Origin of the sequence: Proteus terrae subsp. cibarius (assembly GCF_011045835.1) — a bacterium.
GTDB classification, from domain to species: Bacteria; Pseudomonadota; Gammaproteobacteria; order Enterobacterales; family Enterobacteriaceae; genus Proteus; species Proteus cibarius.
This window is the reverse complement of record NZ_CP047349.1, coordinates 738,746-764,068: the sequence shown is the minus strand read 5'-3', so window position 1 is coordinate 764,068 and position 25,323 is coordinate 738,746. Positions and strand designations below refer to the sequence as shown.

19 protein-coding genes are annotated in these 25,323 nt (G+C 39.4%); 5 read left to right on the top strand and 14 right to left on the bottom strand.

Translation table 11 applies throughout. The annotated features are described in order from the left end of the window. The first annotated feature begins 208 nt into the window (after window positions 1-208). Window positions 209-1,531, top strand: a complete 1,323-nt coding sequence (locus GTH25_RS03505; RefSeq protein WP_075671937.1) for an L-cysteine desulfidase family protein — start codon at window positions 209-211, stop codon at window positions 1,529-1,531. A gap of 193 nt (window positions 1,532-1,724) precedes the next feature. On the opposite strand, the gene yjiA is transcribed toward GTH25_RS03505, so the two are convergent. The 11 genes from yjiA to apt all read right to left on the bottom strand — a co-directional run bounded on the left by yjiA (window position 1,725) and on the right by apt (window position 14,900). Beyond that, window positions 1,725-2,705 (bottom strand): GTPase, encoded by a 981-nt coding sequence (gene yjiA / locus GTH25_RS03500; RefSeq protein ID WP_075671939.1) that lies wholly within the window; start codon window positions 2,703-2,705, stop codon window positions 1,725-1,727. A 22-nt stretch (window positions 2,706-2,727) separates the two neighbouring features. Continuing rightward, window positions 2,728-2,934 (bottom strand): YbdD/YjiX family protein, encoded by a 207-nt coding sequence (locus GTH25_RS03495; RefSeq protein ID WP_004245057.1) that lies wholly within the window; start codon window positions 2,932-2,934, stop codon window positions 2,728-2,730. 61 nt (window positions 2,935-2,995) lie between these two features. Next, on the bottom strand, window positions 2,996-5,146 hold the full coding sequence (locus tag GTH25_RS03490; RefSeq protein WP_075671941.1) for a carbon starvation CstA family protein: 2,151 nt from the start codon (window positions 5,144-5,146) through the stop codon (window positions 2,996-2,998). A 336-nt stretch (window positions 5,147-5,482) separates the two neighbouring features. After that, the gene (locus GTH25_RS03485) at window positions 5,483-7,990 is read right to left on the bottom strand and encodes a TonB family protein (protein ID WP_164530329.1); all 2,508 of its coding nucleotides are present in this window, start codon (window positions 7,988-7,990) and stop codon (window positions 5,483-5,485) included. Between the two features lie 15 nt (window positions 7,991-8,005). Further along, window positions 8,006-9,481: a hypothetical protein gene (locus GTH25_RS03480; RefSeq protein WP_075671945.1), complete on the bottom strand. Its 1,476-nt coding sequence runs from the start codon at window positions 9,479-9,481 to the stop codon at window positions 8,006-8,008. Next, window positions 9,475-10,230, bottom strand: coding sequence for a PP2C family serine/threonine-protein phosphatase (locus tag GTH25_RS03475; RefSeq protein WP_159241711.1), 756 nt, complete (start codon window positions 10,228-10,230; stop codon window positions 9,475-9,477). Before GTH25_RS03475 ends, GTH25_RS03480 begins: the two co-directional genes overlap by 7 nt. Further along, window positions 10,230-10,898 (bottom strand): vWA domain-containing protein, encoded by a 669-nt coding sequence (locus GTH25_RS03470; protein WP_223672521.1) that lies wholly within the window; start codon window positions 10,896-10,898, stop codon window positions 10,230-10,232. The genes GTH25_RS03475 and GTH25_RS03470 overlap by 1 nt, the downstream gene beginning before the upstream one ends. A gap of 234 nt (window positions 10,899-11,132) precedes the next feature. Beyond that, window positions 11,133-11,738, bottom strand: coding sequence for a recombination mediator RecR (gene recR / locus GTH25_RS03465; RefSeq protein ID WP_075671949.1), 606 nt, complete (start codon window positions 11,736-11,738; stop codon window positions 11,133-11,135). Beyond that, entirely contained in the window at window positions 11,738-12,067 is a 330-nt protein-coding gene (locus GTH25_RS03460; protein WP_023580840.1) for a YbaB/EbfC family nucleoid-associated protein, read from the bottom strand. The genes recR and GTH25_RS03460 overlap by 1 nt, the downstream gene beginning before the upstream one ends. 54 nt (window positions 12,068-12,121) lie before the next feature. Next, entirely contained in the window at window positions 12,122-14,095 is a 1,974-nt protein-coding gene (gene dnaX / locus GTH25_RS03455; protein WP_075671951.1) for a DNA polymerase III subunit gamma/tau, read from the bottom strand. Window positions 14,096-14,348: 253 nt separating this feature from the next. Further along, window positions 14,349-14,900, bottom strand: coding sequence for an adenine phosphoribosyltransferase (gene apt / locus GTH25_RS03450; protein WP_036911661.1), 552 nt, complete (start codon window positions 14,898-14,900; stop codon window positions 14,349-14,351). Window positions 14,901-15,037: 137 nt separating this feature from the next. Here apt and priC point away from each other — a divergent pair, with 137 nt between their 5' ends. Both priC and rsmS read left to right on the top strand, forming a co-directional pair. Next, window positions 15,038-15,580 carry a primosomal replication protein PriC gene (gene priC / locus GTH25_RS03445; protein ID WP_075671953.1) on the top strand — a complete coding sequence of 181 codons (543 nt, stop codon included), beginning with the start codon at window positions 15,038-15,040 and terminating at the stop codon, window positions 15,578-15,580. An 11-nt stretch (window positions 15,581-15,591) separates the two neighbouring features. Next, window positions 15,592-15,756, top strand: a complete 165-nt coding sequence (gene rsmS / locus GTH25_RS03440) for a pleiotropic regulatory protein RsmS (RefSeq protein WP_075671955.1) — start codon at window positions 15,592-15,594, stop codon at window positions 15,754-15,756. Here the strand turns inward: rsmS and mscK are convergent, their stop codons facing one another. The 3 genes from mscK to acrR all read right to left on the bottom strand — a co-directional run bounded on the left by mscK (window position 15,757) and on the right by acrR (window position 20,332). Next, window positions 15,757-19,137: a mechanosensitive channel MscK gene (gene mscK, locus GTH25_RS03435; RefSeq protein WP_238795303.1), complete on the bottom strand. Its 3,381-nt coding sequence runs from the start codon at window positions 19,135-19,137 to the stop codon at window positions 15,757-15,759. It lies immediately after the preceding gene. A gap of 168 nt (window positions 19,138-19,305) precedes the next feature. Then, the gene (locus GTH25_RS03430; RefSeq protein WP_023580846.1) at window positions 19,306-19,659 is read right to left on the bottom strand and encodes a DsrE/DsrF/TusD sulfur relay family protein; all 354 of its coding nucleotides are present in this window, start codon (window positions 19,657-19,659) and stop codon (window positions 19,306-19,308) included. A 28-nt stretch (window positions 19,660-19,687) separates the two neighbouring features. Then, complete coding sequence (gene acrR, locus GTH25_RS03425) at window positions 19,688-20,332, bottom strand: multidrug efflux transporter transcriptional repressor AcrR (protein ID WP_075671959.1); 645 nt, start codon at window positions 20,330-20,332, stop codon at window positions 19,688-19,690. 124 nt (window positions 20,333-20,456) lie between these two features. Here acrR and GTH25_RS03420 point away from each other — a divergent pair, with 124 nt between their 5' ends. Beyond that, a complete protein-coding gene (locus GTH25_RS03420; RefSeq protein ID WP_075671961.1) occupies window positions 20,457-21,650 on the top strand; it encodes an efflux RND transporter periplasmic adaptor subunit in 1,194 nt (397 codons plus the stop codon). Window positions 21,651-21,664: 14 nt separating this feature from the next. Continuing rightward, on the top strand, window positions 21,665-24,814 hold the full coding sequence (locus GTH25_RS03415) for an efflux RND transporter permease subunit (RefSeq protein ID WP_075671963.1): 3,150 nt from the start codon (window positions 21,665-21,667) through the stop codon (window positions 24,812-24,814). Window positions 24,815-25,323 lie beyond the last annotated feature (509 nt).

Below are 25,323 nucleotides of genomic sequence, written 5' to 3'. Positions count from 1 at the left end.
CATAAATTACATTAAAGAGCCAAAACGTTTGTTTTTATTTTGTGTGGAAAAAATTACCAACATAGAAGCTACAAAGGGGAATATTTTCTCAAAATTTGTACAATGTTAGTAAATTCAGAAAAAACTTTCTCCAATAAATTAAGTATGATGGGAGTATTAAAAATAGAATAACCCTTTGAATTCTCATACTGTTTATTGGATGTATGCAATGAAAGAACAATTATCTTCTCGTTGGAAAATATTGATAGCGGCAGTTAAGCAACAAGTTAAACCCGCTTTAGGTTGTACAGAACCTATCTCGCTTGCATTGGCGGCTGCAACTGCAGCAAGTTACTTACAACACGCGATTACCCGCATTAGTGCTGAAGTCTCCCCTAATTTAATGAAAAACGGTATGGGTGTTACAGTGCCGGGTACAGGTATGGTGGGATTATCCATCGCCGCAAGCTTAGGTGCCGTTGGTGGCGATTGTAAAGCTGGCCTTGAAGTATTAAAGAATGCGACTCCTGATCATGTTGAGCAAAGTAAAGCGCTATTAGCTGCTGGCATTGTAAACGTTTCAATTAAAAAAGCATGCCAAGAAGTTCTTTATAGCGAAGTGACTGTGGAAGATGGTGAAAATAGCGCAACAGTAATTATTGCCGGTAATCATACTAATATCGTCAAAATTATTCATAACGGTCATGTTGTTCTTGATAACACTTGCAATGGTACAGAACAGTCTGCATCACCTTGTGAAATAAAAGAAACGTTAACCCAAACTAATACCCAAGAAATTTACCAGTTTGTGACTCAAACTCCAGTAGAAGAAATTTCTTTTATCCTTGAGTCAGCACACTTAAATGATGCGTTATCAAAAGAAGGTTTGAACAATACTTATGGTTTACATATTGGACAAACGTTACAACGCCAACAACAGCGTGGCTTATTAGCAAAAGATTTATTATCAGAAATCATGATCCGTACTTCTGCAGCCTCTGATGCACGTATGGGTGGTGCCGTTTTACCCGCAATGAGTAACTCCGGCTCAGGCAACCAAGGTATTGCCGCAACGATGCCTGTTGTGGTCGTTGCTGAATATTTACAAGTTGGCGAAGAAAAAATGGCAAGAGCATTAATGCTTTCCCATTTACTGGCAATATATATTCACCATAAGTTTCCGGCACTATCTGCGTTATGCGCAGCAACAACAGCATCAATGGGCGCTGCTGGCGCAATTGCATGGCTAATGGATGAACGTTACGAATCTATGGCGATGGCAATTAGTAGCATGATTGGTGATATCAGCGGTGTGATTTGTGATGGTGCATCTAATAGCTGTGCGATGAAAGTCTCAACAGGAGCAAGTGCGGCTTATAAAGCTGTATTAATGGCTCTAGATAACACTTATGTGACAGGTAATGACGGTATTGTCGCTCATGACGTTGATTCTACTATTGAAAATTTGTGTGCATTAGCAAGCCGTGCAATGCAACATACCGATGTTCAAATTATTGAGATCATGGAATATAAAGCTGTTGCCAATGGCTAATTTGAGCGTTTAAAAAAAGCACCCCATAATTTTGGTTATTATGGGGTGAAACATAAGATCCTAGGAACAGGATCCTCCTCAAGTCAGGAGCTTATCAATATTCGTTACTGCTATTTACGGCAACTACGGTTCAATTACTACGGTTACTGCTCTACTTCTTACTACTTTCTAACACTCACTACAGGGTATTCGGTTAATAAGCCTTTTCTTCTGTGCTAGGCATCAAAGCATCAAAACTGGCTCTTATCTCTTGTTCGGGTAATTGAATACCAATAAAAACCAATGTACTTTGACGAGTTTCATCTTCATGCCACGGCCTATCCCAATCAGCACTATAAAGACGTTGTACACCTTGGAATAACAAACGATTAGGCTGGTCTTTAATATTTAATATCCCTTTATAACGCAAAAGATTATCAGCGAAGCTTAATAGTAATTTTTCCATTACGTCTGAAACTTCTTGCAACTCAACGGGATAATCAAATTTTAGTACAATCGAATTGATATCATCTTGCTTATCAGCCTGATAACGGAATAGAGGCTGTTTTACATCGAGATTATCGTTCAACATAAAACCTTTTACGTTAAACAATAATCCTAAATCAATTTGTCCATGAATAACGGTATGCACAGGTGCTCTGGCATTAATACGTCTTAGTCTTGCCATTAGTTCAGGAGAGGCTGGCGCAACATCTGTTTTCGTTAATAAGATGCGATCTGCATAACCAATTTGTGATTGTGCAATCGTAAATTGATCCAGTTGTTGCTGAGCATGAACATTATCAACAAGCGTGATGATGCCATCTAATAAATAACGCTGGCAGATAATTTCATGAGAAAAGAACGTTTGACTAATAGGACCAGGATCAGCCATACCTGTACATTCAATCACTAATCTATCAAACTCAATTTCACCACGATCTAAGCTATCACATAAGTCTAATAACGTATCTTCTAATTCATTAGAACGACTACAGCAGATACAACCATTGGTTAATGTTTTAATTTGAGTTGCTCTATCGCCAATGATTTCATCATCAATCGGTACTTCCCCAAATTCATTTTCAATAACAGCAATTTTATAGCCATGCTCTTCATTAAGCATATGACGTAAAAGTGTTGTTTTTCCCGATCCTAAAAAACCGGTTAATATTGTTACTGCAATAGGTTCCATCATCTATCTCCTTTACGGATCATTAGCAACAGCGAAAACCGCCTTTACCATCACCACCGCCATAACGGGCTTCCTGACGCTCACGGAAAAACTCGTTATAGGTCATAACAGGCTTATCTGGATGGTTATCTTTCATGTGTTGCACATAATTATCGTAATCAGGAATACCTATTAGCATACGTGCTGCTTGTCCTAGATATTTTCCAGCTTGCCCTAAATTACCAAACATTAGTTTCTCCTAAGCCCCGTACTGGCAAGCCAGCACGGGGATTTAACCTATCAACCTGAAGTTAGTGACCTGAGGACACTTTTACATCTTTTGGCATAGGCACATAAGGTGTTTCTTGTGCCGTTGCTTCTGGGTTTTTACGTGCTTTCATTGCGGTACGGAAACCGTAGAAAATGATGCTGTAAACAACCACTAAGAATAGAATACTTAAGCCTGCATTAGTGTAGTTATTAATTACAATATGATTCATATTGGTAATTTCCGCTGCTGTTAAGTCAGCACCACCCGCTAAAATCTTCGCTTTGTATTCATTTGCTAGATAGAAGAAGCCTTCCATTTGTGGGTCATCACTCAGTAATTTCAGACCTAATGCCCATGTTGTACAAATTAATAACCATACTGCTGGAATAACCGTTACCCAGATATATTTAGTACGTTTCATCTTAATTAAGATAACAGTACCTAATACCAGAGCAACCGCCGCTAACATTTGGTTCGAGATCCCAAACAGTGGCCATAAGCTCTTAACACCGCCTAATGGGTCAACAACACCTTGATATAACAGATATCCCCATAAACCAACGCAACCCGCTGTACCAATAACACCTGGAATGAACGAGTCTGTTTTCTTCAAATAAGGGATAAAGTTACCTAACAAGTCTTGGAACATAAAACGACCAGAACGTGTACCCGCATCTAACGCTGTTAAAATAAAGAGCGCTTCGAACAAGATACCAAAGTGATACCAGAAGCCCATATCCGCAGCAGGAATGATTTTATGGAATACCATCGCAATACCAACTGCTAAGGTAGGCGCACCACCAGCACGGTTTAATACTGAAGGCTCACCAATATCTTTTGCTGTTTGTAAGATTTCATCAGGCGAAATAACAAAGCCCCATGAACTAACCGTTGCAGCAGCATGTACGGTAACATCTTTTAGCTGTTCCATTATAACTGCTGTATTTTCACCACCTAACTCATGAAGGTTTGGCATAGTAATACCTAAACCTGCAGGTGGAGTATTCATTGCAAAATAGAGGCCAGGTTCAATAATAGAAGCCGCAACTAACGCCATGATTGCAACGAATGATTCCATTAACATTGCACCATAACCGATGAAACGTGCGTCCATCTCATTGGCGATAAGTTTAGGTGTTGTACCCGATGCTATCAGCGCGTGGAAACCAGATACAGCACCACAAGCAATAGTAATAAATAAGAATGGGAATAAAGCCCCTTTCCATAATGGACCTGTACCATCGATATATTGAGTCATCGCTGGCATTTTTAGTTCAGGGTTCAGAATAACAATACCAACCGCTAAACCGACAATAACCCCAATTTTTAAGAAAGTGGCTAAATAGTCACGAGGTGCAAGGATCAACCAAACAGGCAGTAATGCGGAAATGAAAGCATAACCAATAAGACCAAATGTAATTGTTGTATCTTTAAAGGTTAACGCAGGTCCCCAGTACGGATCGCTAGCAATAACACCACCAAACCAAATCGCGGCAATCAGTAATACAATACCGATAACAGACACTTCGCCAACACGGCCTGGACGAATATAACGCATGTAAATACCCATAAACAGGGCAATAGGTACTGTTGAACAAACAGTGAACACACCCCATGGGCTTTCTGCTAATGCTTTAACAACGATAAGTGCAAGCACTGCAAGAATGATGATCATGATAAGAAAACAGCCGAATAAAGCGATAGTACCAGGTACAGGCCCCATCTCTTTCTTTATCATCTCACCAAGTGAATTACCGTTACGGCGTGTCGAAATAAACAGCACCATAAAGTCTTGTACAGCCCCCGCAAGCACAACCCCAGCTAATAGCCAAAGTGTACCTGGCAAGTACCCCATTTGTGCAGCAAGAACGGGGCCAACTAAAGGACCTGCACCTGCAATCGCAGCAAAGTGGTGACCAAATAGAACATAACGGTTAGTAGGAACATAATTCAAACCGTCATTGTTAACAACAGAAGGTGTTGCTCTAGTTGGATCAAGTTTCATCACTTTTTGAGCGATGTAAAGACTGTAATAACGATAAGCAACTAAATAAACGGCAACAGAAGCAACAACTATCCATAATGCACTGACGTGTTCACCACGGCGAAGTGCAACCACTGAAAGACAAAAAGCACCGATAATCCCGAGAATAACCCAAGGTATGTGCTTTAAAAATGCATTTTTGTTCATGAGACACCTTTTTTTCAGGCAAGACCGAACAGCTAAAGAGTAATGCGGGACAGCAGAGAATGATTTGAACGAATCTGAGAAATAACTGCCCGCAGCTACATAATAAGAATTCTTACACGGGAATGGTGGGACTAAATCTCTTAGCGGTTGTATAACGAATTAAGCGGTCTGTTTTCTCAGTTAAGTGGTTCTGTTATTTTTAAATGGTGGTTTTTTTGTGATCTAGATAACAATTTTATGACTTTCAATAAGTTAGAAAATTTCCAAATATAAAAAAACCTCCTTTTCTCTAACAAAAAAAGAGGTTTTTTATAACATTATTTAATTGAATGGTAATTATTGGCTAAATTGAACTGATATCAAAAGTACATTACCTTTTCGAGTAGGTGAACCATTAAAACGCCATTGATATGCAGCATCAATAACAGCATCGTCTATGCTCATATCTCCACTACTAGATTTCAATAACACCACAGTAGGAACACCTTGAGGATCAACATCAAGTTGTAAGATCATATCTCCTGTTTTAGGTGCGGAGTCAGGCGCATTCACTTTTGGTAGTGGCTGATTACTGCCTTTGATATTCGCTGATGAGAAATCAACACTAAATGTCCGATTTGATTGCTCAATTTTATCGGTATTCAAAGATGAACGAATAACTTTACTATTCGGATCTGATGCTGGTATTGCACGCTGAGCTAACTGAATTTGTGTTAAGTCATCACTGAGATAATCATCAGAAGGCTTAACTTCAATGCCTTCAGGTAAATAACGCATATCCATTCTTGCTCGTAAGGTTTGATAGCGCTCTAAACGAGCGCCTTCAAGTGTATTTATCACCATTCTCATTTCTAGCATTTGCATTAAAGAACTAATACTCTCTTTCGATTTTTGCTGTGCAGCTTTCGCGAATGCACCCGCGGCAATTTCTGGATCTTCATCGAGCCATGTTATTCCCCAGCCTAACCAGACATCTTCACGCTCAGGATCTAATGCAATAGCTTGTTCAAAATGAGTACGCGCTTTCAATAATAAAGTTTGCCAATATTCTTTATCTTGTGGATAAATATTAGGTGACCTCGCTAAGTTATTAGTTCCCACGTTGTAATACTGCAACTCAAAACGCGCAACCATTCTAACAATATCATCATTATCTTGATTCATAACGAGTTTTTCATTTAAAAAGCGAATGCTGTTATCCCAATTTTCATGATTATTCTCGCCATTAGGCAATGTCTGCAACTCTTTTAAGATTGCTTGTAACGTTGCACGCTTTTCTTGCTGTTTTTGCGATAGTCTAGGGTAATAAGAAGCATAAGGATCATAGCTAGAGCGAGTTACTTCTCTTTCATCGTTTAATTCTGGCGCTTGTTTTTTCAATTCTGAATAAACATTTTCGGTAAGTGTTATCCCTTTGGCTTCTTGTCTTGCGTAAGCTTTAACCAGTTTTATCAATGTTGATTGCAGCTTAACAGCATACTCTTTCCAACCAAGGCGAGTGCTTTCAAAATGCACTGTTACACGTTGGCGATATCCGTCTTTATTTGGCATAAAACGCCAATGACGAGCAGCACTCACAGCTTGATCATCAAAAGTATCAACACCACTACTGTTTTGTACCCAAAGCCCTGAAATACGCCCTTGAGGATCAACATCAACGGATAAAATAACCTCTGCACGAGGGATATATTTTCTGATTGTTGGGTAACGGATCTCAGTTAAATTTTTCACTTCATTTGGTGATTCAACAATCACTTCTCCGGGATACTCTTTTCCCATCATTGATTGCATTTCAAGATAAGTGGTTAAATCATTATTAATTGCATTACTCACTGGTAATCGCTGATTAGCAAGCTTAGTGACTTCATCTGGTGGTGTACTGTTTTGTCGATAAAAACGATCTTCAATAACACGCGCCTGTAATATCTGATAAATCTGGCGCTGATTTTCAGTAAGCTCTGAAATTGCTTTTTTCAATAATGGTTGTGCTGAACTATCACTATGACCTTGCTTAGTCTGTTTCAACGTATCAGACACCATTAAAGCTAACATCGCTTTTTCAACTTGAGCATCGGGAGAACGATGAGCAATATAAGTCAATGCTAAAACTTGCCATGCCTCGGGTGATAAGGGGGCAACAGCAATGACATTAATACCGGATTGCGTTAATTGAGCATCATGACTATTTGAAAGGGAAGCTAATGCCTGAGCGACCATAATCTCAGGTTGATTTAATAGCCAGTCGCCATAAAAATTGAGTGTTTTTAAAGCGTCCGCACGTTCTGGTGTTCCTTTTGTATGAATTAAATAAGCTTCTTTCGCTTTTGTCGCAGTAGCCACATCATCACTAAAATAATCTAATCCCGGTAAAGCTATTCGTGCTTTTTCAATAGCGTTAATAGATGCCAATGCTTTAGCTTGATTAGACCGAATAACTTTACGAATATCATCTTCACTATTAACAACAAAATAATGATAATTTTGCCATTCAGATTGTTCGATATTTTGTAAAACAAAACGGCGACGATCTTCTAATTCATTCTTTGGGATCACCGAAAATGACACACCCAGCGCTATTAAAAGCACTAGCCCCCCGCCAAATAAATAGTAAATATTTTTAGCTCTCCACGATTGCAATAACATTACAATCGTCATAATGAGAGAGCCTAGCCATAATCCCAGTAAGAAATTACGCTCATCAAAGCGAACAGATGCGGGGAGAATTCTACTATTAAAACCATCAATCAAGCTAAAGGTTGAAACCAAGAAAGCTGGCAACCAAAAAGGGAACAATAACGTTATAACGCCAATAATAATGAGGATCAGCTTTGTTCTTTTTTTCATGTTATTTTCCCTAAACTATGGCTTTCTTTTCAAAATATGCATTGAAGGGAAAACAAAAATAACTAACAAGATAATGACTGAAACCATTAAAAACATCACACTCAACATCGTTATTAGTATTTGTTCAATATAATCTGCTTTGATTAAATCCGAGACCCAATTGGAACCTAACCCACTACTTATACCCTGCGGAATAAAATTCATCAGCAATAATCCAAATATCACAGGAACCAACATGGCAATTGCGGTATGTAAAAGAACCTTAGGAACTTTGCTTATTGCTTGTTTTATAGCAATAAAAATTGCAGGAGGCTGCCGCGGTTTAGGCGGAGCTGTGCGTCTTGTCGCTTGTCTAACAGTAGCATTTTGTGCTCTGGTTTGACCTTCCTGCTCCCGTTGCGTTTCATTTTGTTTTTGAGTCGTTGCAACTTGTTGTAATTGAGCTTGCCTTGCACATGTAGCACAGGCTTTACCCGAAAAATACTGGTGGTTTTTATCTTTCTGACAAACCAGCATTTGCTGTTTTTCAGGTTGTGCATATTCATAAAGCGCCGTAGCCCATGTTTTGGCACTTGGTCTTAATGAAGGTGCTCCTGAAAATGCTTTATCAAAGAGTGCTCTTAATGTATCGGGTAATTGTTTATGTCCACTTGCCACACTAGGTGTAATTAAATTATGTGCTTTTACACCATAACCGTAAAAACGCCCAGCAATACGCCTTGGAATATCCGTAGGTACAGTGTCGTTTTTAGGGCGACCACTAAAAGGATGAATACCAAAATTAAGCAACTGGAAAATAATTACCGCTAAGGCAAATCGGTCTTGCCACTCTTCCTGTGCTTCAGGAATAGTTTGCTTAGCTTGAAATTCTGGCGCTAAATATTCGACGGTAAATTGCCCTGCGGGATAGCGTGTATTCTCACCTTGAATACTAAACCCATCACAATCGAGAAGAGACATATACAAACTTGATTTATAAAACCGCAAATTCAGCGGTTTCATATCAATAATGCGATGCCCTTGTTGGTGTAAAGCATCAATCAATGAGCAAAGGTTATATGCGAGACTAACCTTCGCCCCCATTCCCGTAGGTAAGCCATGAGCCTTGGCTTGGCGTTCTTGAAGAACGTATTCCAACTCAATAGTATTTTTGACATCAAGTTCGGGCATTACAAAGCCAACAAATTGCTTTTGGCTATTATATAAACGCGCTTGGGGCCATGCGAGTTGGATAATGGGAGTATCGTTAACAGAGACAGGCTTTAATGCAGGTTCTAATTTCTGCATCGCCGAGATCTTTTTCAGATAATAGGCTTTATCAATTTTATCATGATAAACTTTTGAAACTTGGAAAGGTGCGTTTTTAATATGGCTAACGCTACCTGCACCACCGCTTTTTATCAAATCACCTATTTGATAAATCTTGCCGTTTTCATCTTGTAGTTGCGTAGATACTGGCTGAGCTATCCCTTTCTTTCTCGCTTTTACCACAACTCTTCATCCCTGATGCAAATAACTAAGGTTTTATCATCACCTGTGATTGAGTGTGTTCGAGGATCAGCTAAAGTCCCTGCTAATGCCTCACTTCCGCTATCTTCTGAAACCGTTTTTAAATAACGGATCACCGGGGTAATAAACGGTTCATAAAGGGCATCACACGCTTTATTCATAGCAAATGGCTGTACACCATCAGACATCAGAATAACTTGTTTTACTGGTTTATTTAGGGGAATAACGCGCAAATGCTCTTCCCAATTTTCTGATGTCACAAACCAAGTTTGGTTCGCATATTCTCCGTTTTCTGGCTGTGATACATAACTTGTACCATCGCAGTATTCCACCACTGCAATACCATCACCCAAATGGAACAAATAACCACTATCATCGCCAACCCAGCATGCAACCAGTGTTGATGCATATTCATTAAGCGCACACTGTTTTATTTCTGCATATTCGGCGAGCTGGAGGCGAATATCTTCAATAAGTTGCTTAGCCCCTTGTGTTATCTGTTTTTCGGTTAACAGATCAATATTTGGCCACTCTGTAATTCGTAGCGTAAATAACCGAGCAACAAGCTGAGCACCTTGTTCACTATAACTAGAAGAGCCCGCGCCATCACAAACTGCAGCAATAAGATATTCACCTTTGCGACGAATAAAATAAGCATCCTGACAGGGTATTTGACGTTCTTGATGGGCTATGCCTGTCGCAGATGCCCCATAAGCTAACCAATCATTCATCAAACAGGTACACTCGCCCAAGAATCAGTTGAAGGTAATTGTGCTGTGCCACCCGGTGTAGATTGAGAGACCACCTGCATACTAGCACTTAGCCATAAGAACAATTCTTTAAATTGCAGTCCTTTAAGCATTTTCACACCATTAACACCATTACGGCTAAAGCATCCCATTACTTCTGCGGATGCACCATCAACCATAATAGGAAATACCGCTGTTTTTTGACTTTCTTCGGCTTGGCGACAAAGTTGTGCAGCCTGTTCCCATTGATCTGTCGGAACGCCATCAGACATTAAAAACAGCCAAGGACGAGTATAAGCAACACCCGCTTGTTTAAAGCGCTGTTTTTCAGCTTCAATCTCTTCAAGCGCTAGCGTAATGGCTTGCCCCATAGGCGTTGTACCATTAGCTTCTAAAACAGGTGCCGTAAAGTCCATTGCATCTTTCCAATCACCATGAACTGTACATTGGTCATATCCACCATATTCAATTACTAAAATACGCACACGTTTTGCTGCAATAACGTCATTTTTTAGTTCTTGTTCTAGTAGCTTAAGGCCTTCATTTAGTTGTTGAATAGGCTGCCCATACATACTACCAGAGCTATCTAATACTAAGATCAGTGGGGTTCTTTGTTCACTATTATCAACCAAGGCTACGTCAGGGATCATAAGATGCTCCATCATTCAGTTATTATTTTTCATGATAATGATTAATGTAACATAAAGATGAGAAATTCATCAGAAAGAAAAAAGCGATAAATTGAATATAAGGATTGGGAAAGCTCGTATTAATATCAAAAATCTAATTAATAGCTAATACTGTGAAGTTTTTCATAACGTCATATAAAAAAACACCTCATTACATTAAGTAAAAAGGTGTTTTTTAATAAACAATTTATGATGTTAATAGTGGATTTTTTGGCGTCCAGCGATAGAGTGCGAAAGCGTAGTACCATCGACCATTTCAAGCTCACCACCCACTGGAACTCCATGGGCAATTCGGCTAGCCGCAATATCATACTGAGCGCAAATTTCAGCAATGTAATTAGCGGTTGCTTCACCTTCAACGGTCGGGTTTGTAGCCAAGATCACTTCTGAAATAGCTTCTTGACTTAAGCGTTCTTCAAGTCTATCTAAACCAATATCCATAGGCCCAATACCATCTAAAGGGGATAAATGCCCCATTAAAACAAAGTATCGACCCGCAAACTGCCCTGTCTGCTCGATAGCATGAATATCCGCAGGACTTTCGACAACACAAATTTGCCCATTTTGCTGACGGCGAACATTGGCACAAATGGTGCAACGCTCTTCTTCAGTAAAGGTTCGGCAATCACAACAATGACCAATTTCAGACATTGCACGCGTGAGTGCTTGTGCAAGTCGCATACCACCGCTTCTATCACGCTGAAGCAGTTGGAAAGCCATTCGTTGCGCTGATTTAGGCCCGACTCCGGGTAAACAACGCAACGCTTCCATTAATGATTCAAGAAGTGGGCTAGTTTGCATTAGAATGGCATCTTAAAGCCTGGTGGTAATTGCATACCGTTAGAAACAGAGGCCATTCTCTCTTTTTGCGTTTCATCAATACGACGCGCAGCATCATTAAAGGCAGCAGCAATCAGATCTTCCAGCATCTCTTTGTCATCTTCTAGCAGGCTAGGATCGATTTCAACACGACGGCAATTATGAGCACCATTGATAGTGATCTTAACTAAGCCAGCGCCAGATTCACCGGTCACTTCTAAGTTTGCGATCTCTTCTTGCATTTGTTGCATTTTTTCTTGCATTTGTTGGGCTTGCTTCATCAGATTACCCAAACCACCTTTTCCGAACATAATTGTCTCTCTTTGTAAAAGCCACACAGTATGAAGTCATACAACATGTTGCGATTAAACAGGTCGGATACTCTCTTCATCCAGTTCAGCATCAAAATATTGCTGTAATGTTTGAATCGTTTTATCCGTAATAATCGATTGACGCGATAACGCCAATTTTTCATCATAAATGGCTTGTCGCCACTCCAACGGAGTTTTTACCGCTGGATCATCATCTTCTATAATTGTGAGTGAAATTGCTTTTCCATGCAATTCACTTAACGCATTAGTGAGCGTGCGTAATGCATTTGCTGAATTTAAATGTTTCTGTTTAGTTCGTAAATGCAAAATAACGTTTTCTTCACTTACTGTCTCTTTATACGCATTTAATGCCAGTTGTTGTACTAATTTAGGTAGTGGCATTTTGTCAATTTCAGCGGCCCAAGCATCTCTTTCTTGTGATTCTTTAGCAATTTTTGCTGCTAATTCAGGTGTTTTTTCATATTCGAGAACTTCTTTGATCTCTTTTGGTGAAGAAACAACCTCTTGAGTTGACATTAATTCAGGGTTTTGTGGACGCCACTGGTACTCTTCTTTTTTCTTCTTTTCAAGCGCATTAGTCTGACGCTTAGCAACTTGCTGGCGTTTTTCACTCACGGCTGCTAGCCGCTCTAATGCACTAGCAGCCGGCTTAGCCCGATTAGGCGTCGCCGGTTCAGACTTTTTTGGCGGGGTTTGTTGTTCCGTCCCCTTTATTGCCTGCCTTGCTCTTAAAAGTTGTGCTGCAGGACTATTGCCTAATGAAGCACTATTTTCTGTTGGTGAAGAAGGTTGGTGGGCCATTTGAGACGAATGCGTTTGCGCCACTTGCGGAGCATAATGTTCAGATATTCTATTCGCTGGCAATGATGCTGACGGTAAAGTTTGTGCTAATGGCGCAGAAGGTATTTCGTCAATCACTGTTTTAGGATGAAAAGCAAGCGCACGTAGCAGTGTCATTTCAACGCCCATGCGTCTATCTGGTGCATAAGCCAGCTCTTTTCGCCCTACTAATAAGGTTTGATAATAGAGTTGTAAATCTTGTGGAGAAACAGATTTAGCCAATAAACGTAAGCGTTCTTGAGTAAATTGCTCTTGAGGATTTTCTTCACTAGGCAATAATTGCAACATTGCAATTTGATGCAGTAATGAGAGTGTTTCAACCAAGAAATTTTCCCAGTCAGTACCTCTTGAAGCAACTTCATTAACCAGCGACATAACCTGTTGGCCATCAGCTTTTACCAGCGCTTCAATCAATGCTAAAGGCTGAGCATCATCAATAGTGCCGAGCATTTGGCTAACCACTTCCGCACTGACAACACCTTCACCACTTGCAATAGCTTGGTCTGTTAAGCTTAATGCATCTCGCATACTGCCATCAGCGGCACGTGCAATAAGTTGACGTGCTCTTACATCATTTTCAATATGTTCGGCTGCAAGCACTTTTTCGAGTTGTGTCGCAATCTGGTCAATATCTAATGCACGCAGATGAAATTGCAAGCAACGCGATAAAATCGTGACAGGTAATTTTTGTGGATCGGTCGTCGCTAATAAGAATTTAACGTGCTCTGGCGGTTCTTCTAATGTTTTTAATAGCGCATTAAAACTGTGACGAGAAAGCATATGAACTTCGTCGATTAGATAGACCTTAAAACGTCCACGAGCTGGCGCATATTGCACATTGTCAAGCAATTCACGGGTATCTTCTACCTTAGTACGAGATGCGGCATCGATTTCAATTAAATCGACAAAACGCCCTTGTTCTATTTCGAGGCAATTTGCACATTGACCACAAGGTTTACTCGTAATACCTGTTTCACAATTGAGCCCTTTGGCAAACAGTCGGGCAATAGTGGTTTTTCCGACACCTCTTGTACCAGAAAAAAGATAGGCGTGATGAAGTCGCTGATGATCAAGACCATTAGCTAAAGCGGTCAACACATGACGTTGACCAACAACATCGTTAAAAGTTTGTGGGCGCCACTTACGGGCAAGTACCTGATAGCTCATTGATTCCGCTAAATTTGAACAAGATTTATCTCTATGCTAACACAGGGACGACCTATTGAGCGAGATTTGTAAGAAACAAATGAGATATTGATGAAAGAACCAGCAGAAATTGAAGATAAAGTAAAAAGTAACAATTGTGCGGGCAATATACATTTATAAAAATAGAAAAACTTATAAACGATATATAAACACCCGCACTTTTACTTGTGTTTACGATAAGAGCTCATTAACCCTTCTCTAAACAGTGAAGATATTAATGTCCAGGAAAATCAACCAGTGTAAAGCTGTGAACACCTTGTTTTTCTAAGCGTTCGATACCGCCTAAATCAGGTAAGCAAATAATGAAAGCGGCTTCTGTCACAGTACCACCTAAACGGCGGATAAGACGAGCTGTCGCTTCAATAGTGCCACCCGTTGCCAGTAAATCATCAACCATTAATACTTTGTCTTGATCCGTAATACTATCTTTGTGGATCTCTAAAGTATCTGTGCCGTATTCCAGATCATAAGTTTCACTGAGCGTTTCGCGAGGCAATTTACCTTTTTTACGAACAGGAACAAAACCAACACCTAGGCGTAATGCAACAGGAGCACCAAATAAGAAGCCACGCGCTTCGGTACCCACAACTTTAGTGATACCCTGACCTTGATAGTGTTCTACCAATAAATCAATGGTTGCCTGATATGCAGCAGGATTATCCAATAACGTAGTGATATCACGGAATAATATCCCTTCTTTTGGATAATCAGGAATGGTTTCAATACTGTCTTTAATAAATTGCAGTTGTTGCGCGTTAGCAGTCATAATCAGTGCCATAATAAAAAACGAAACGATAGAATCTATGCAATATGCCGTTAAAATGCAACAGAAAGCCAATTAACAACTCTTTTTTGTTGCTTTAAGTCAATTCATGTTTTTATCAAAACAGGGACAAGAACCAGATGAATAAACCCGATCCTTTAAGCTTGTTTAAAAAACAGATAGACAATCTTGCCGAAACAGTGGCGCCTATTGCAAACAAAAAAATTGCAGCACCTTGCTTCGACACAGCACTGTTCCACCGCCGAAGTGATTCCCTTGGTGGCTATATGCAACAGATCCGCGATAATTTTACCCAGTTAATCGCTTGTGTTGAGGCACAACGAAGCCAGCAGGTTAAATTTCTGGCCACACAAATCCTACAACAAATTGAAGCATTAACTCGTGAATTATCGACACAAACACTAAGAAAGCAAGAGAACCAGCTTACTCAACGAAAAAAAAGTGTCGATTTATACCAAAAGCTTGCCCAACATCAGGATTATGAACGTCGATTACAAGCCATGATCCAAGATAGAGAGCTTTCATTAACGCAAGCACAAAGCTTTATAAAGCAACAAGAGTTACAAAAAGAGATTGCTGCGCTTGAAAATCGCCTTGCGCGCTGCAAAAACGCCCTGTTTTCTATCGAAAAGGGCATTGAGAAACAAGAAAATAAATTTTAAAAGGAGTGACAATGAGTTTAAAAGAAGCACCTGAGTCTGTTCAATTGGCAGTCGATCTTATCTATTTACTTGAAAGCCACCATATTGATCCTAAAACAGCCCTCGAAGCGCTTGAGATTGTGCGCCAAGATTATGAAAAAAAATTGGCGACACAATCTACCCATTTATCTATTTAATTAAGCGAAAGGCGTATTGGCTTCAGGTGTTAAGCCATCCAGAGGACGTTTTATCTCTTGTACTTCATCACCTTGTTTATTATGCAAATAGACATCAAGTTGGTTAAACGCAATATTGATATTATTTTCATTACATAGCTTATCAATAGCACGGTTAACCTCATCTATTGCAATATTTCTATCACCTAATGTTCTGACATAAAAACGCAAATCATGATTTAGGGTACTTGCCCCAAATTCAGTAAATAGCACCACAGGTTCTGGTTCAGTCATTACTCTGACATTATCTTTAGCGGCTTTCATTAAGATCTCTTTGACCTTATCAAGATCAGACCCATAAGCAACGCCCACTTGAATAATAATACGTGTCACCGTATCAGATAATGTCCAGTTAATAAGCCGTTCGGTTACAAACGCTTTATTTGGAATAATCACTTCTTTGCGATCAAAGTCAGTCACTGTCGTTGCCCTAATACGAATTCGGCTAACTGTACCGGAATAAGTACCAATAGTAACGGTATCACCAATTCTGACAGGTCTTTCGAACAAGATAATTAAGCCAGACACAAAGTTTGCAAATATCTCTTGTAAACCGAACCCCAAACCAACCGTTAAAGCCGCTGCTAACCATTGCAATTTTTCCCATGCTACACCTAATATTCCCAGTGATACGATGGTTCCGATAGCAATAATAATGTAGGTCAAAATAGTTGTGATTGCGTAAGAAGCACCTTGTTGCAGTTTTATACGAGATAAAATTAATACTTCTAATAACCCCGGTAAGTTTCTCGTCATAAACCAAGAAATTGCCATAATAGAAACAGACAATAATAGATCAGCAACAGTGACAGCTTTAATAACGTTACCCAGTTCTGTTGGTAAATTGTAACTCCAGAGCGTTATTCCATCTAAATAGGTAAAGACCGTAATAAAATCAGACCAAATTCCATAGAAACTAGAAGCAAAGATGATAAATAAGATCATCGTTGTTAGTCTTAATGATTGCTGATTAATTTGGTCCATATCCATAGGGGGTTCTTGAATAGGTTCAAGGCTATTATCTTCACCTTCTTTCTTCTCTTTTAACATCGCTTGTCTGCGTTCAAGCGCTCGGCGATAAGCAAGCCTTCTAGCGGCAACAGTTAATCCACGTAAACTGGCGTGGTAAGCAATAAACCACAACATAAGTAGATATAGACTATCAATCCAACGATTTGCCAAACGTAATGCCGTATAGTAATAACCAAAAATAACCAGACCCATTAGAATTAAAGGTGAAAATGTTAATAAGGTAATTACTACGGTTCTAACAACATGATTACCTTTTTCCTGCCACATTTCACGGCAAAATGGCAGTGCGCATAAGCTAATACCAAATAGTGAAATAATTGCAATCAACTGCCCAATAACATCGCCTACCAGCAATAATGGATTATTAATCCCATAAGCAGAAAGCAAAATAATAGGCAACATAGGAAGAGAGAGTCGCAATAAACGCTTACGGTTTTGTTGGACTCGTTCCATAGGAATTTTGAAATGTTTTACAGCAACACCATCGTCAGACATTAAGCGATAAGACCATTCAAACATCAGCCAAAATACCGCAAATTGCCAAGCGAAAGACCAGATAAATTCTTGTTGCACATTAAAGCTATTGATTAGCCAATATCCTATTGCTAAAACGAAACAAGATAACGGTAATGTTTTTAGAAAGACAATTCCCAGCGCAAGTGGGGTATGTAACTGGGAATCTTTATTGAGTTTATTAATATCCCCATTGAGTTTTTCAAACTGGATATCGAGTTTCTTACGTTGCCAAATCAGTATTGAACCGAACAAAATTAGTGCGATAAGAACAGGAAGTGATTTCTTAGCCCCGATCAGCAGATTTTCATTTGACCAATTAAGTTTAAAACCTTGAAACTCAGCAACCGCCTGAGCAGGAAATGTTGAGAACCAATTGAGATTAATTGGCTTATTACTGCTTACCCAGAAAATTTGCTGAGCCAATGTATTTTCAAGAGAACTCACCACACTGCGTAATTGCTGTTGATCCATTTGTAGGTTAATCGAACCCGAGATTTGATTACCCAATTGATTATTGAGCTTATCAAGCAATTCACGTCGAGCATCAACAAGTAATTCTAATGCACTACGCAACTCTTTTTGTGCATTGGGATCTGCCACTTCAGGATAAGCAACTTGGTATTCATGCATCAACTGATCAATATAAATACTTGGCTGTATTATCTGATCACGTTGTTTGTTTATTTCAAACTGCTCTAAACGTAAGTCTGCAATTTTATCCGGCAGATTATTAATGAAAATACCATCAGGTAAATCGACCTGCTCTTCAAATAAAATACGAGAAAGCAATAAGCTTCCTTTAAGCACATCAATTTGTTCTTTTAAATTTCGTTCAGATTGAATAGCTCTATCTAAACGATTTTTGACCATAAGGCTATGGCGGTTTAACTCATTATTATTTTGCGTTGTAACAATCAACTTATCACTAAGATGTTTATTGATTTCTGTTTGCGCCAAATAGAAAGGATTATCATTAATGACCTGATTTTCAAGCCCTGCACTTTGCGCTTCTTTCGCTGTTTCTTCTGAACTATCTAAACGTTTATCACTAATCTCTTCTTGAATGAGTTGAGCATGTTCTTGGGAAAGATCGATGTAAGCCGAGCTATAATCACGCTGAAGTTGTAATAAGCTTTGCAACTGCACATTAGATTGTAAGGTACGTTTTTGATAATTATTCTGTTGTTGAAGGTAATATTGCTCTAATTGTAATAATTGTACTGCTGAAGGTCGCATTTGCGCTTTATCTGCACTGCTTTTATTCAATAATGTTCTTATTTGTTGCAGTCTTTCTGAGTTATTAAATAAAACAGATTGCGCCCTTTCTGGTTGTGTTTGTAACACAATAAGTTCATTACTGTAATTTGCTAAATCGTCTTGCGCTTTTTGTAATGATTGTAAGACAGTCTCTAATTGTGACTCTAACGTTGCTAACGGTAATGCTTCTAGTGATTTTTGATAGTCTTCCGCCTCTTTATTAGCGACTTTCTGTTTTAACTGATTAAGTTGATATTGTGCATTACGCAGTTTTTCAGGTAATTGCTCTACTGTTTTATCATAATTTACTAATTTTTTTTCTAACTGTTGAATGTTATCAAGTAATAAGAGCGATTGTTCAAAGTCAGCAATCGTTAATTTATCTTCTGCACTTAACTCACTACGTTTATTTAATAAATTAAGCTGGTTTTGAATACTTTCTTGGGTAGGTAAATTACTAGGTACTACGGCTAAAGCAGAGGTGATGGAGAAACTCAAAAAAATAAACATAATAATCGTGGCGAAGATAGTCGTCATTATTCGATTATTGAACTGAGAAAAAAAAGTTTGAGTACACATGGTTAAGCAACTTGTTCAATTAATATTGAAAAACTGTTTATTATTATAATCCAATTGCTTCAAATTGGCAGTGTAAACAGCACAAGTTGCTTGATTTGTTTCTCGCCTGAGAAAACGAAATGGTGATCAGAAAGTCAGTATTTTATCAGCGTCTAATGTCCACTGAGCTAAATCTACTAATGTGCCTAGTTCTGCACCATCAACAAGTGGTAAATCACTGATACCACGAGTATCTGTACATGTTTTACAGAGTTTAACTGGAACGTTCTGTGCAGTTAGAATTTCCAACATTTGCTGTAAGTTATAACCTTCTTTAGGTTGTTGACGAGCTAAAGCCCCAGTCACAGCGTCTGACATTAAAAAAATATTTAATTCAGTTTCTGGATGCTGTTCTTTTAATGTTATTGATAAACGCAGTGCATTAAATAATGATTCATTACCATAAGCTGCACCGTTAGCAATAACTAATACTTTACTCATAAACATCTTCCTCAAATTTAATAATAAATTAAGATGGCGCTGATATTCTCATATTTGCGCTGTGCTTTATCATATCAATAAAGCTATCAACCAAATATTGACATTCATCTTTGATAGAAAAACTTTCTGGTGAAAATAACCAGTTTTCGGCAAGGCCAGTCATCATTGCTCTTAACATGATGGCCGACCTTCTTAAATTAAGGTCGGCAGGAAGTTGTTTTTTTTCAATACAACGAGATAAAGACTGTTCTATTCTGGAGTGATCGGCTGCACACAATTCTCTGCGAATTTCAACAATTGGTGTCATTTCACCGACAAATTCGCATTTATGGAAATATATTTCTAAAAGTGCATTATGTTTGGGATCTTCGACAATTGATGTCAATATGTAAATAAGCAATTCTCTTAATACAAATAGTGGATCATCTGGGTATTTTGTTTGATACTCTATTTCTAAAGATTCTATTTTTAAGTCGGTGAGTTCGCACGCTTCAGTAAATAAATCCACTTTATTTTTAAAGTGCCAATATATTGCGCCACGGGTAACACCTGCCGCGGATGCAATATCTGAAAGTGATGTGGCAGAAACGCCTTGCACAGTAAACAACCTAAGTGCAGCATCAATAATCTGCTGTTTTGTTTCTTGTGCCTGCCGTTTAGTTTTTCGTGCCATTAATCCTCGATTTTGACTGAAGTTAATTTACATACATTCATGTATGTTTGTACTATACATCGCAACCAATCATCAACTTAATTATTTTTATCCCGGGAAACAACGTTTGAATAGAGGTTTTCTTATGCGAAAAAACAGAGGGGTTTTGCCTCTGGCTCTGTTAGTGCTATCAGGCAGCTTGGTTCTTGCTGGATGTGACGACAAAGCTAAACAGTCTGCTGGGGGTCCACCTCCTGCACCGGCTGTCGGTGTTGTGACTTTAGGGGCGCAAGCTCTGACAATCACAACTGATTTACCAGGTCGTACATCAGCCTTCCGTATTGCTGAAGTTCGTCCTCAAGTTGGCGGCATTATTTTAAAACGCAATTACACCGAAGGTAGCTATGTAGAAGCAGGTACATCTTTGTACCAAATCGACCCAGCTATGTTTGAAGCAACTTTAAATAGTGCGCAAGCTGAACTAGCGAAAGCTAAAGCTAATGCTGAAATAGCTCGTCTCACTGTGGAGCGTTATAAGCCTCTGCTGGGTACAAACTATGTCAGTAAACAAGATTTTGATACTGCAACGTCTCAGTATGCACAAGCTGTCGCTGCTGTTAGAGCGGGCGAAGCCGCTGTCACAACGGCAAAGATTAATCTTGAATATACGAAAGTAACGGCTCCAATTTCAGGTCGTTCGGGTAAATCAACAGTGACTGAAGGCGCCCTTGTCGCTCCAGGTCAACAAGTCGCACTGACAACTGTTCAGCAAATCGATCCGATTTACGTCAATGTGACGCAGTCGAGTGAAGATTACCTGAAACTCAAAAATGAAATTGAAAGTGGCATTATTCGTCAAGAGCAAGGCAAACCTGTTGTTCATTTAACACTGACTAATGGGCAAGCTTACGCACAGAAAGGCCATTTAGAATTTTCTGATGTGACTGTTGATGAGACAACAGGCTCAATTACTATGCGTGCTATCGTACCTAACCCTAATGGGGAATTATTACCAGGTATGTTTGTTCGCACTAAGTTAGAAAATGGTATTCGCCAAAATGCAGTTTTGATCCCACAACAAGCTGTGATTCGTACAGCGCGTGGTGATGCAACAGCAATGGTTGTTAATAAAGACAACGTTGTTGAAGTTCGTACCATCGAAGTGTCACAAGCTGTTGGTAATAAATGGCTCGTTAATAGTGGTGTTCAGGCTGGTGATCGCGTTATCGTTTCTGGATTGCAAAAAGCAAAACCAAAAATGACAGTAACGCCTCAAGAAGAGAATTTAGATGCGAAGCCATCACCTGAACAAACTGAGCCAGCTAAGAATCCTCAATAAGGAGTCGGTGATCCATGCCTAAGTTTTTTATAGATAGACCGATATTTGCGTGGGTAATTGCGATAATTACCATGCTCGCAGGTCTTCTGGCACTCATCAAACTGCCTGTTGCCCAGTATCCAACGATTGCGCCGCCAGCGATTTCTATCTCTGCGGTTTATCCTGGTGCTGACGCCACCACTGTGCAGAACACCGTTACCCAAGTTATCGAACAGAATATGAATGGTATCGATAACATGGTGTATATGTCTGCGACCAGTGACTCGGCTGGTATGATGAATATCACTCTGACCTTTGAAGCAGGTACTGACCCTGATATCGCGCAAGTACAGGTGCAGAATAAACTGCAACTTGCCATGCCGTTATTACCTCAGGAAGTGCAACAACAAGGGATTAGTGTTGATAAATCCTCAAGTTCATTCTTGATGGTTGCAGGGTTCATCTCAAGTGACGGTTCAATGTCACAAGATGATATTGCAGACTATGTGGGTGCAACGATTAAAGACCCGTTAAGCCGTGTAACCGGTGTGGGTGAAACCCAGTTATTTGGTACCCAATACGCAATGCGTATTTGGTTAGATCCAGATAAATTGGTGAAATATAACATGACAACACTTGACGTTATTGGTGCAATTAGAGCGCAAAATAACCAAGTGGCAGCAGGTCAATTAGGAGGCACACCTCCTGTTCCTGGTCAGCGTTTAAACGTATCTATTATTGCCCAAACTCGACTTAATACCGCAGAGCAATTTGGCGACATCCTGATGAAAGTCAATACTGACGGTTCGCAGGTTAAGCTAAAAGATCTGGGTATTGTTGAAATGGGGGCGGAAAACTATAGCACTATTGCTCGCTTTAATGGCCTACCTGCTTCTGGTATTGGTATTAAGTTAGCAACAGGAGCTAACGCATTAGATACCGCAACAGCTGTACGTGCTGCATTAGCTGAAATGGAACCGTTCTTCCCTGCGGGATTAGAGGTCGTTTATCCATATGATACAACGCCATTCGTTAAGATCTCTATTTTCGAAGTGGTAAAAACGCTTATTGAAGCCATCATGCTGGTATTCGTAGTTATGTATCTGTTCTTACAGAACTTCCGAGCTACGTTAATCCCAACAATTGCAGTACCTGTTGTATTGTTAGGTACCTTCGCCATACTCTCGGCGTTTGGTTATTCGATAAATACTTTGACGATGTTTGCGATGGTACTTGCCATCGGGCTTCTGGTGGATGACGCCATCGTTGTAGTAGAAAACGTCGAACGTGTTATGCAAGAAGAAGGTTTATCACCTAAAGAAGCAACACGTAAATCTATGGGACAAATCCAAAGTGCTCTGGTCGGTATCGCCCTAGTGCTTTCAGCGGTATTTATTCCAATGGCATTCTTTGGTGGTTCAACTGGTGCGATTTATCGCCAGTTCTCTATCACCATCGTATCAGCAATGGTGCTGTCTGTTTTCGTTGCCTTGATTTTAACACCTGCACTTTGTGCAACGATGTTAAAACCTGTACCGAAAGGTAGTCATGGTGTGCAAACTGGTTTCTTTGGTTGGTTTAACCGTACCTTTGAAAAGAGTAGTCATCACTATACTGACAGTGTATCCCGTACACTTCGTGGTACTGGTCGTTACTTATTAATTTACGTTTTATTAGTTGCTGGTATGGCGTTAATGTTTATTCGCTTACCTGCATCGTTCTTACCTGAAGAAGACCAAGGGGTATTACTGACAATGGTTCAGTTACCTGCGGGTTCAACGCAAGAACAAACACAAGACGTACTGGAAAGAGTAAACGACTACTTCAATACCGATGAAAAAGAGCTCGTTAAATCTGTCTTTACCGTAAGTGGCTTCGGCTTCGGTGGTCAAGGGCAAAATATGGGCCTAGTCTTCGTTGTATTGAATGATTGGAGTGAGCGTAAAGCAGATGAAGACAAAGTTCCGGCAATTGTAGGGCGTGCCAATATGGCATTATCCCAAATTAAGGAAGCCTTTGTTTACTCATTTAATATTCCAGCAATTGTTGAGTTAGGTTCTGCGGGTGGTTTCGAATTCGAGTTAGTGGATAAAGCCAACCTCGGTCACGATAAACTCATGGAAGCTCGAAATCAATTACTTGGAATGGCAGCGCAACAGCCTGAAATGCTAATGGGTGTACGTCCTAATGGTCAGGAAGATACATCACAATATCGTCTATATATTGACCTAGAGAAAGCACAAGCTCAAGGTGTTGCAATTAGCGATATTTATTCAACATTAGGTACCATGTTTGGTGGTAGTTACGTTAACGACTTTATCGACCGTGGTCGTGTTAAGAAAGTTTACGTTCAAGCTGAATCACAATTCCGCATGCTGCCACAAGATATTGGTAATCTTTATGTTCGTAACAATGTCGGTCAGATGGTTCCATTCTCATCATTCATTGATACAAGTAAAGATCCTTGGTTATACGGCTCTCCTCGTTTAGAGCGTTATAACGGTTTACCAGCAGTTCAAATTCAAGGTAGTGCAACACCAGGTCAAAGTAGTGGTGACGCAATGCTGATGATGGAAGATCTCGCCAGTAAATTACCAAGCGGTATCGGTTATGAATGGACAGGAATGTCATATCAAGAACGTTTATCGGGTAACCAGGCGCCTGCTCTGTATACCATTTCCTTGATAGTCGTATTCCTCTGTCTTGCTGCTCTTTATGAAAGCTGGTCAGTACCATTCTCCGTTATGTTAGTCGTTCCACTGGGTGTTATCGGTGCGCTTGCATTAACATCACTGAGAGGTCTTGAAAATGACGTTTACTTTAAGGTTGGGCTCTTAACAACCATTGGGTTATCGGCGAAAAACGCAATATTAATTGTTGAATTCGCCAAAGATCTGATGGAAAAAGAAGGCAAAGGACTCATAGAAGCAACCTTAGACTCAGTCAGAATGCGTCTACGTCCAATTCTAATGACTTCACTGGCCTTTATGTTAGGGGTTATTCCTCTGGTATTAAGTAACGGCGCAGGTTCTGGTGCTCAGAACTCAGTAGGTACAGGTGTATTTGGTGGTATGATTGCCGCAACCTCCCTTGCTATTTACTTTGTTCCTATTTTCTTCGTTGTGATCCGTAGACGATTCGCGAAGAAAAATGAAGATTTAGAGCATCCAAATCATTCACACTAATTTGAATGGATTTGAGTGAGAATGCCAAAAAGGTCGCGAAAGCGACCTTTTTCTTTATCTATTGATGTATTGTTTTAAATGAAAACTTATCTCATTATATTATTTTTAGGAAATATCTCTTTAATCAATAAACTCATTTTATTTTTTTTCTTATATATGACTTTTTGTCAAAATTAAACAGCTCTGTTATTTATAAATAACAGCGATAATTATGCCTCAATTGCACGCTTAAACATTCAAATTACAATAAAAACAAAGATAATCATTATGTTAAGAAAAATACTCTTTAATTGAGATTTGTTGATTTTTACGAAAATAGACAAAATTCTGTTGTTCAGATAGTGACTTATGCAATAATAGTGCTATATTAAGCAAAGAAATACTTATTGTATAAATTTTAAACTCATTCGAGTGCAATTGAGTGCTCAGTATTATCTTTTGATATGCTATTACTTTGTTAGAAATAATAAATATAATTATTAAACTCTTTTAGCATACGAGTAAATATA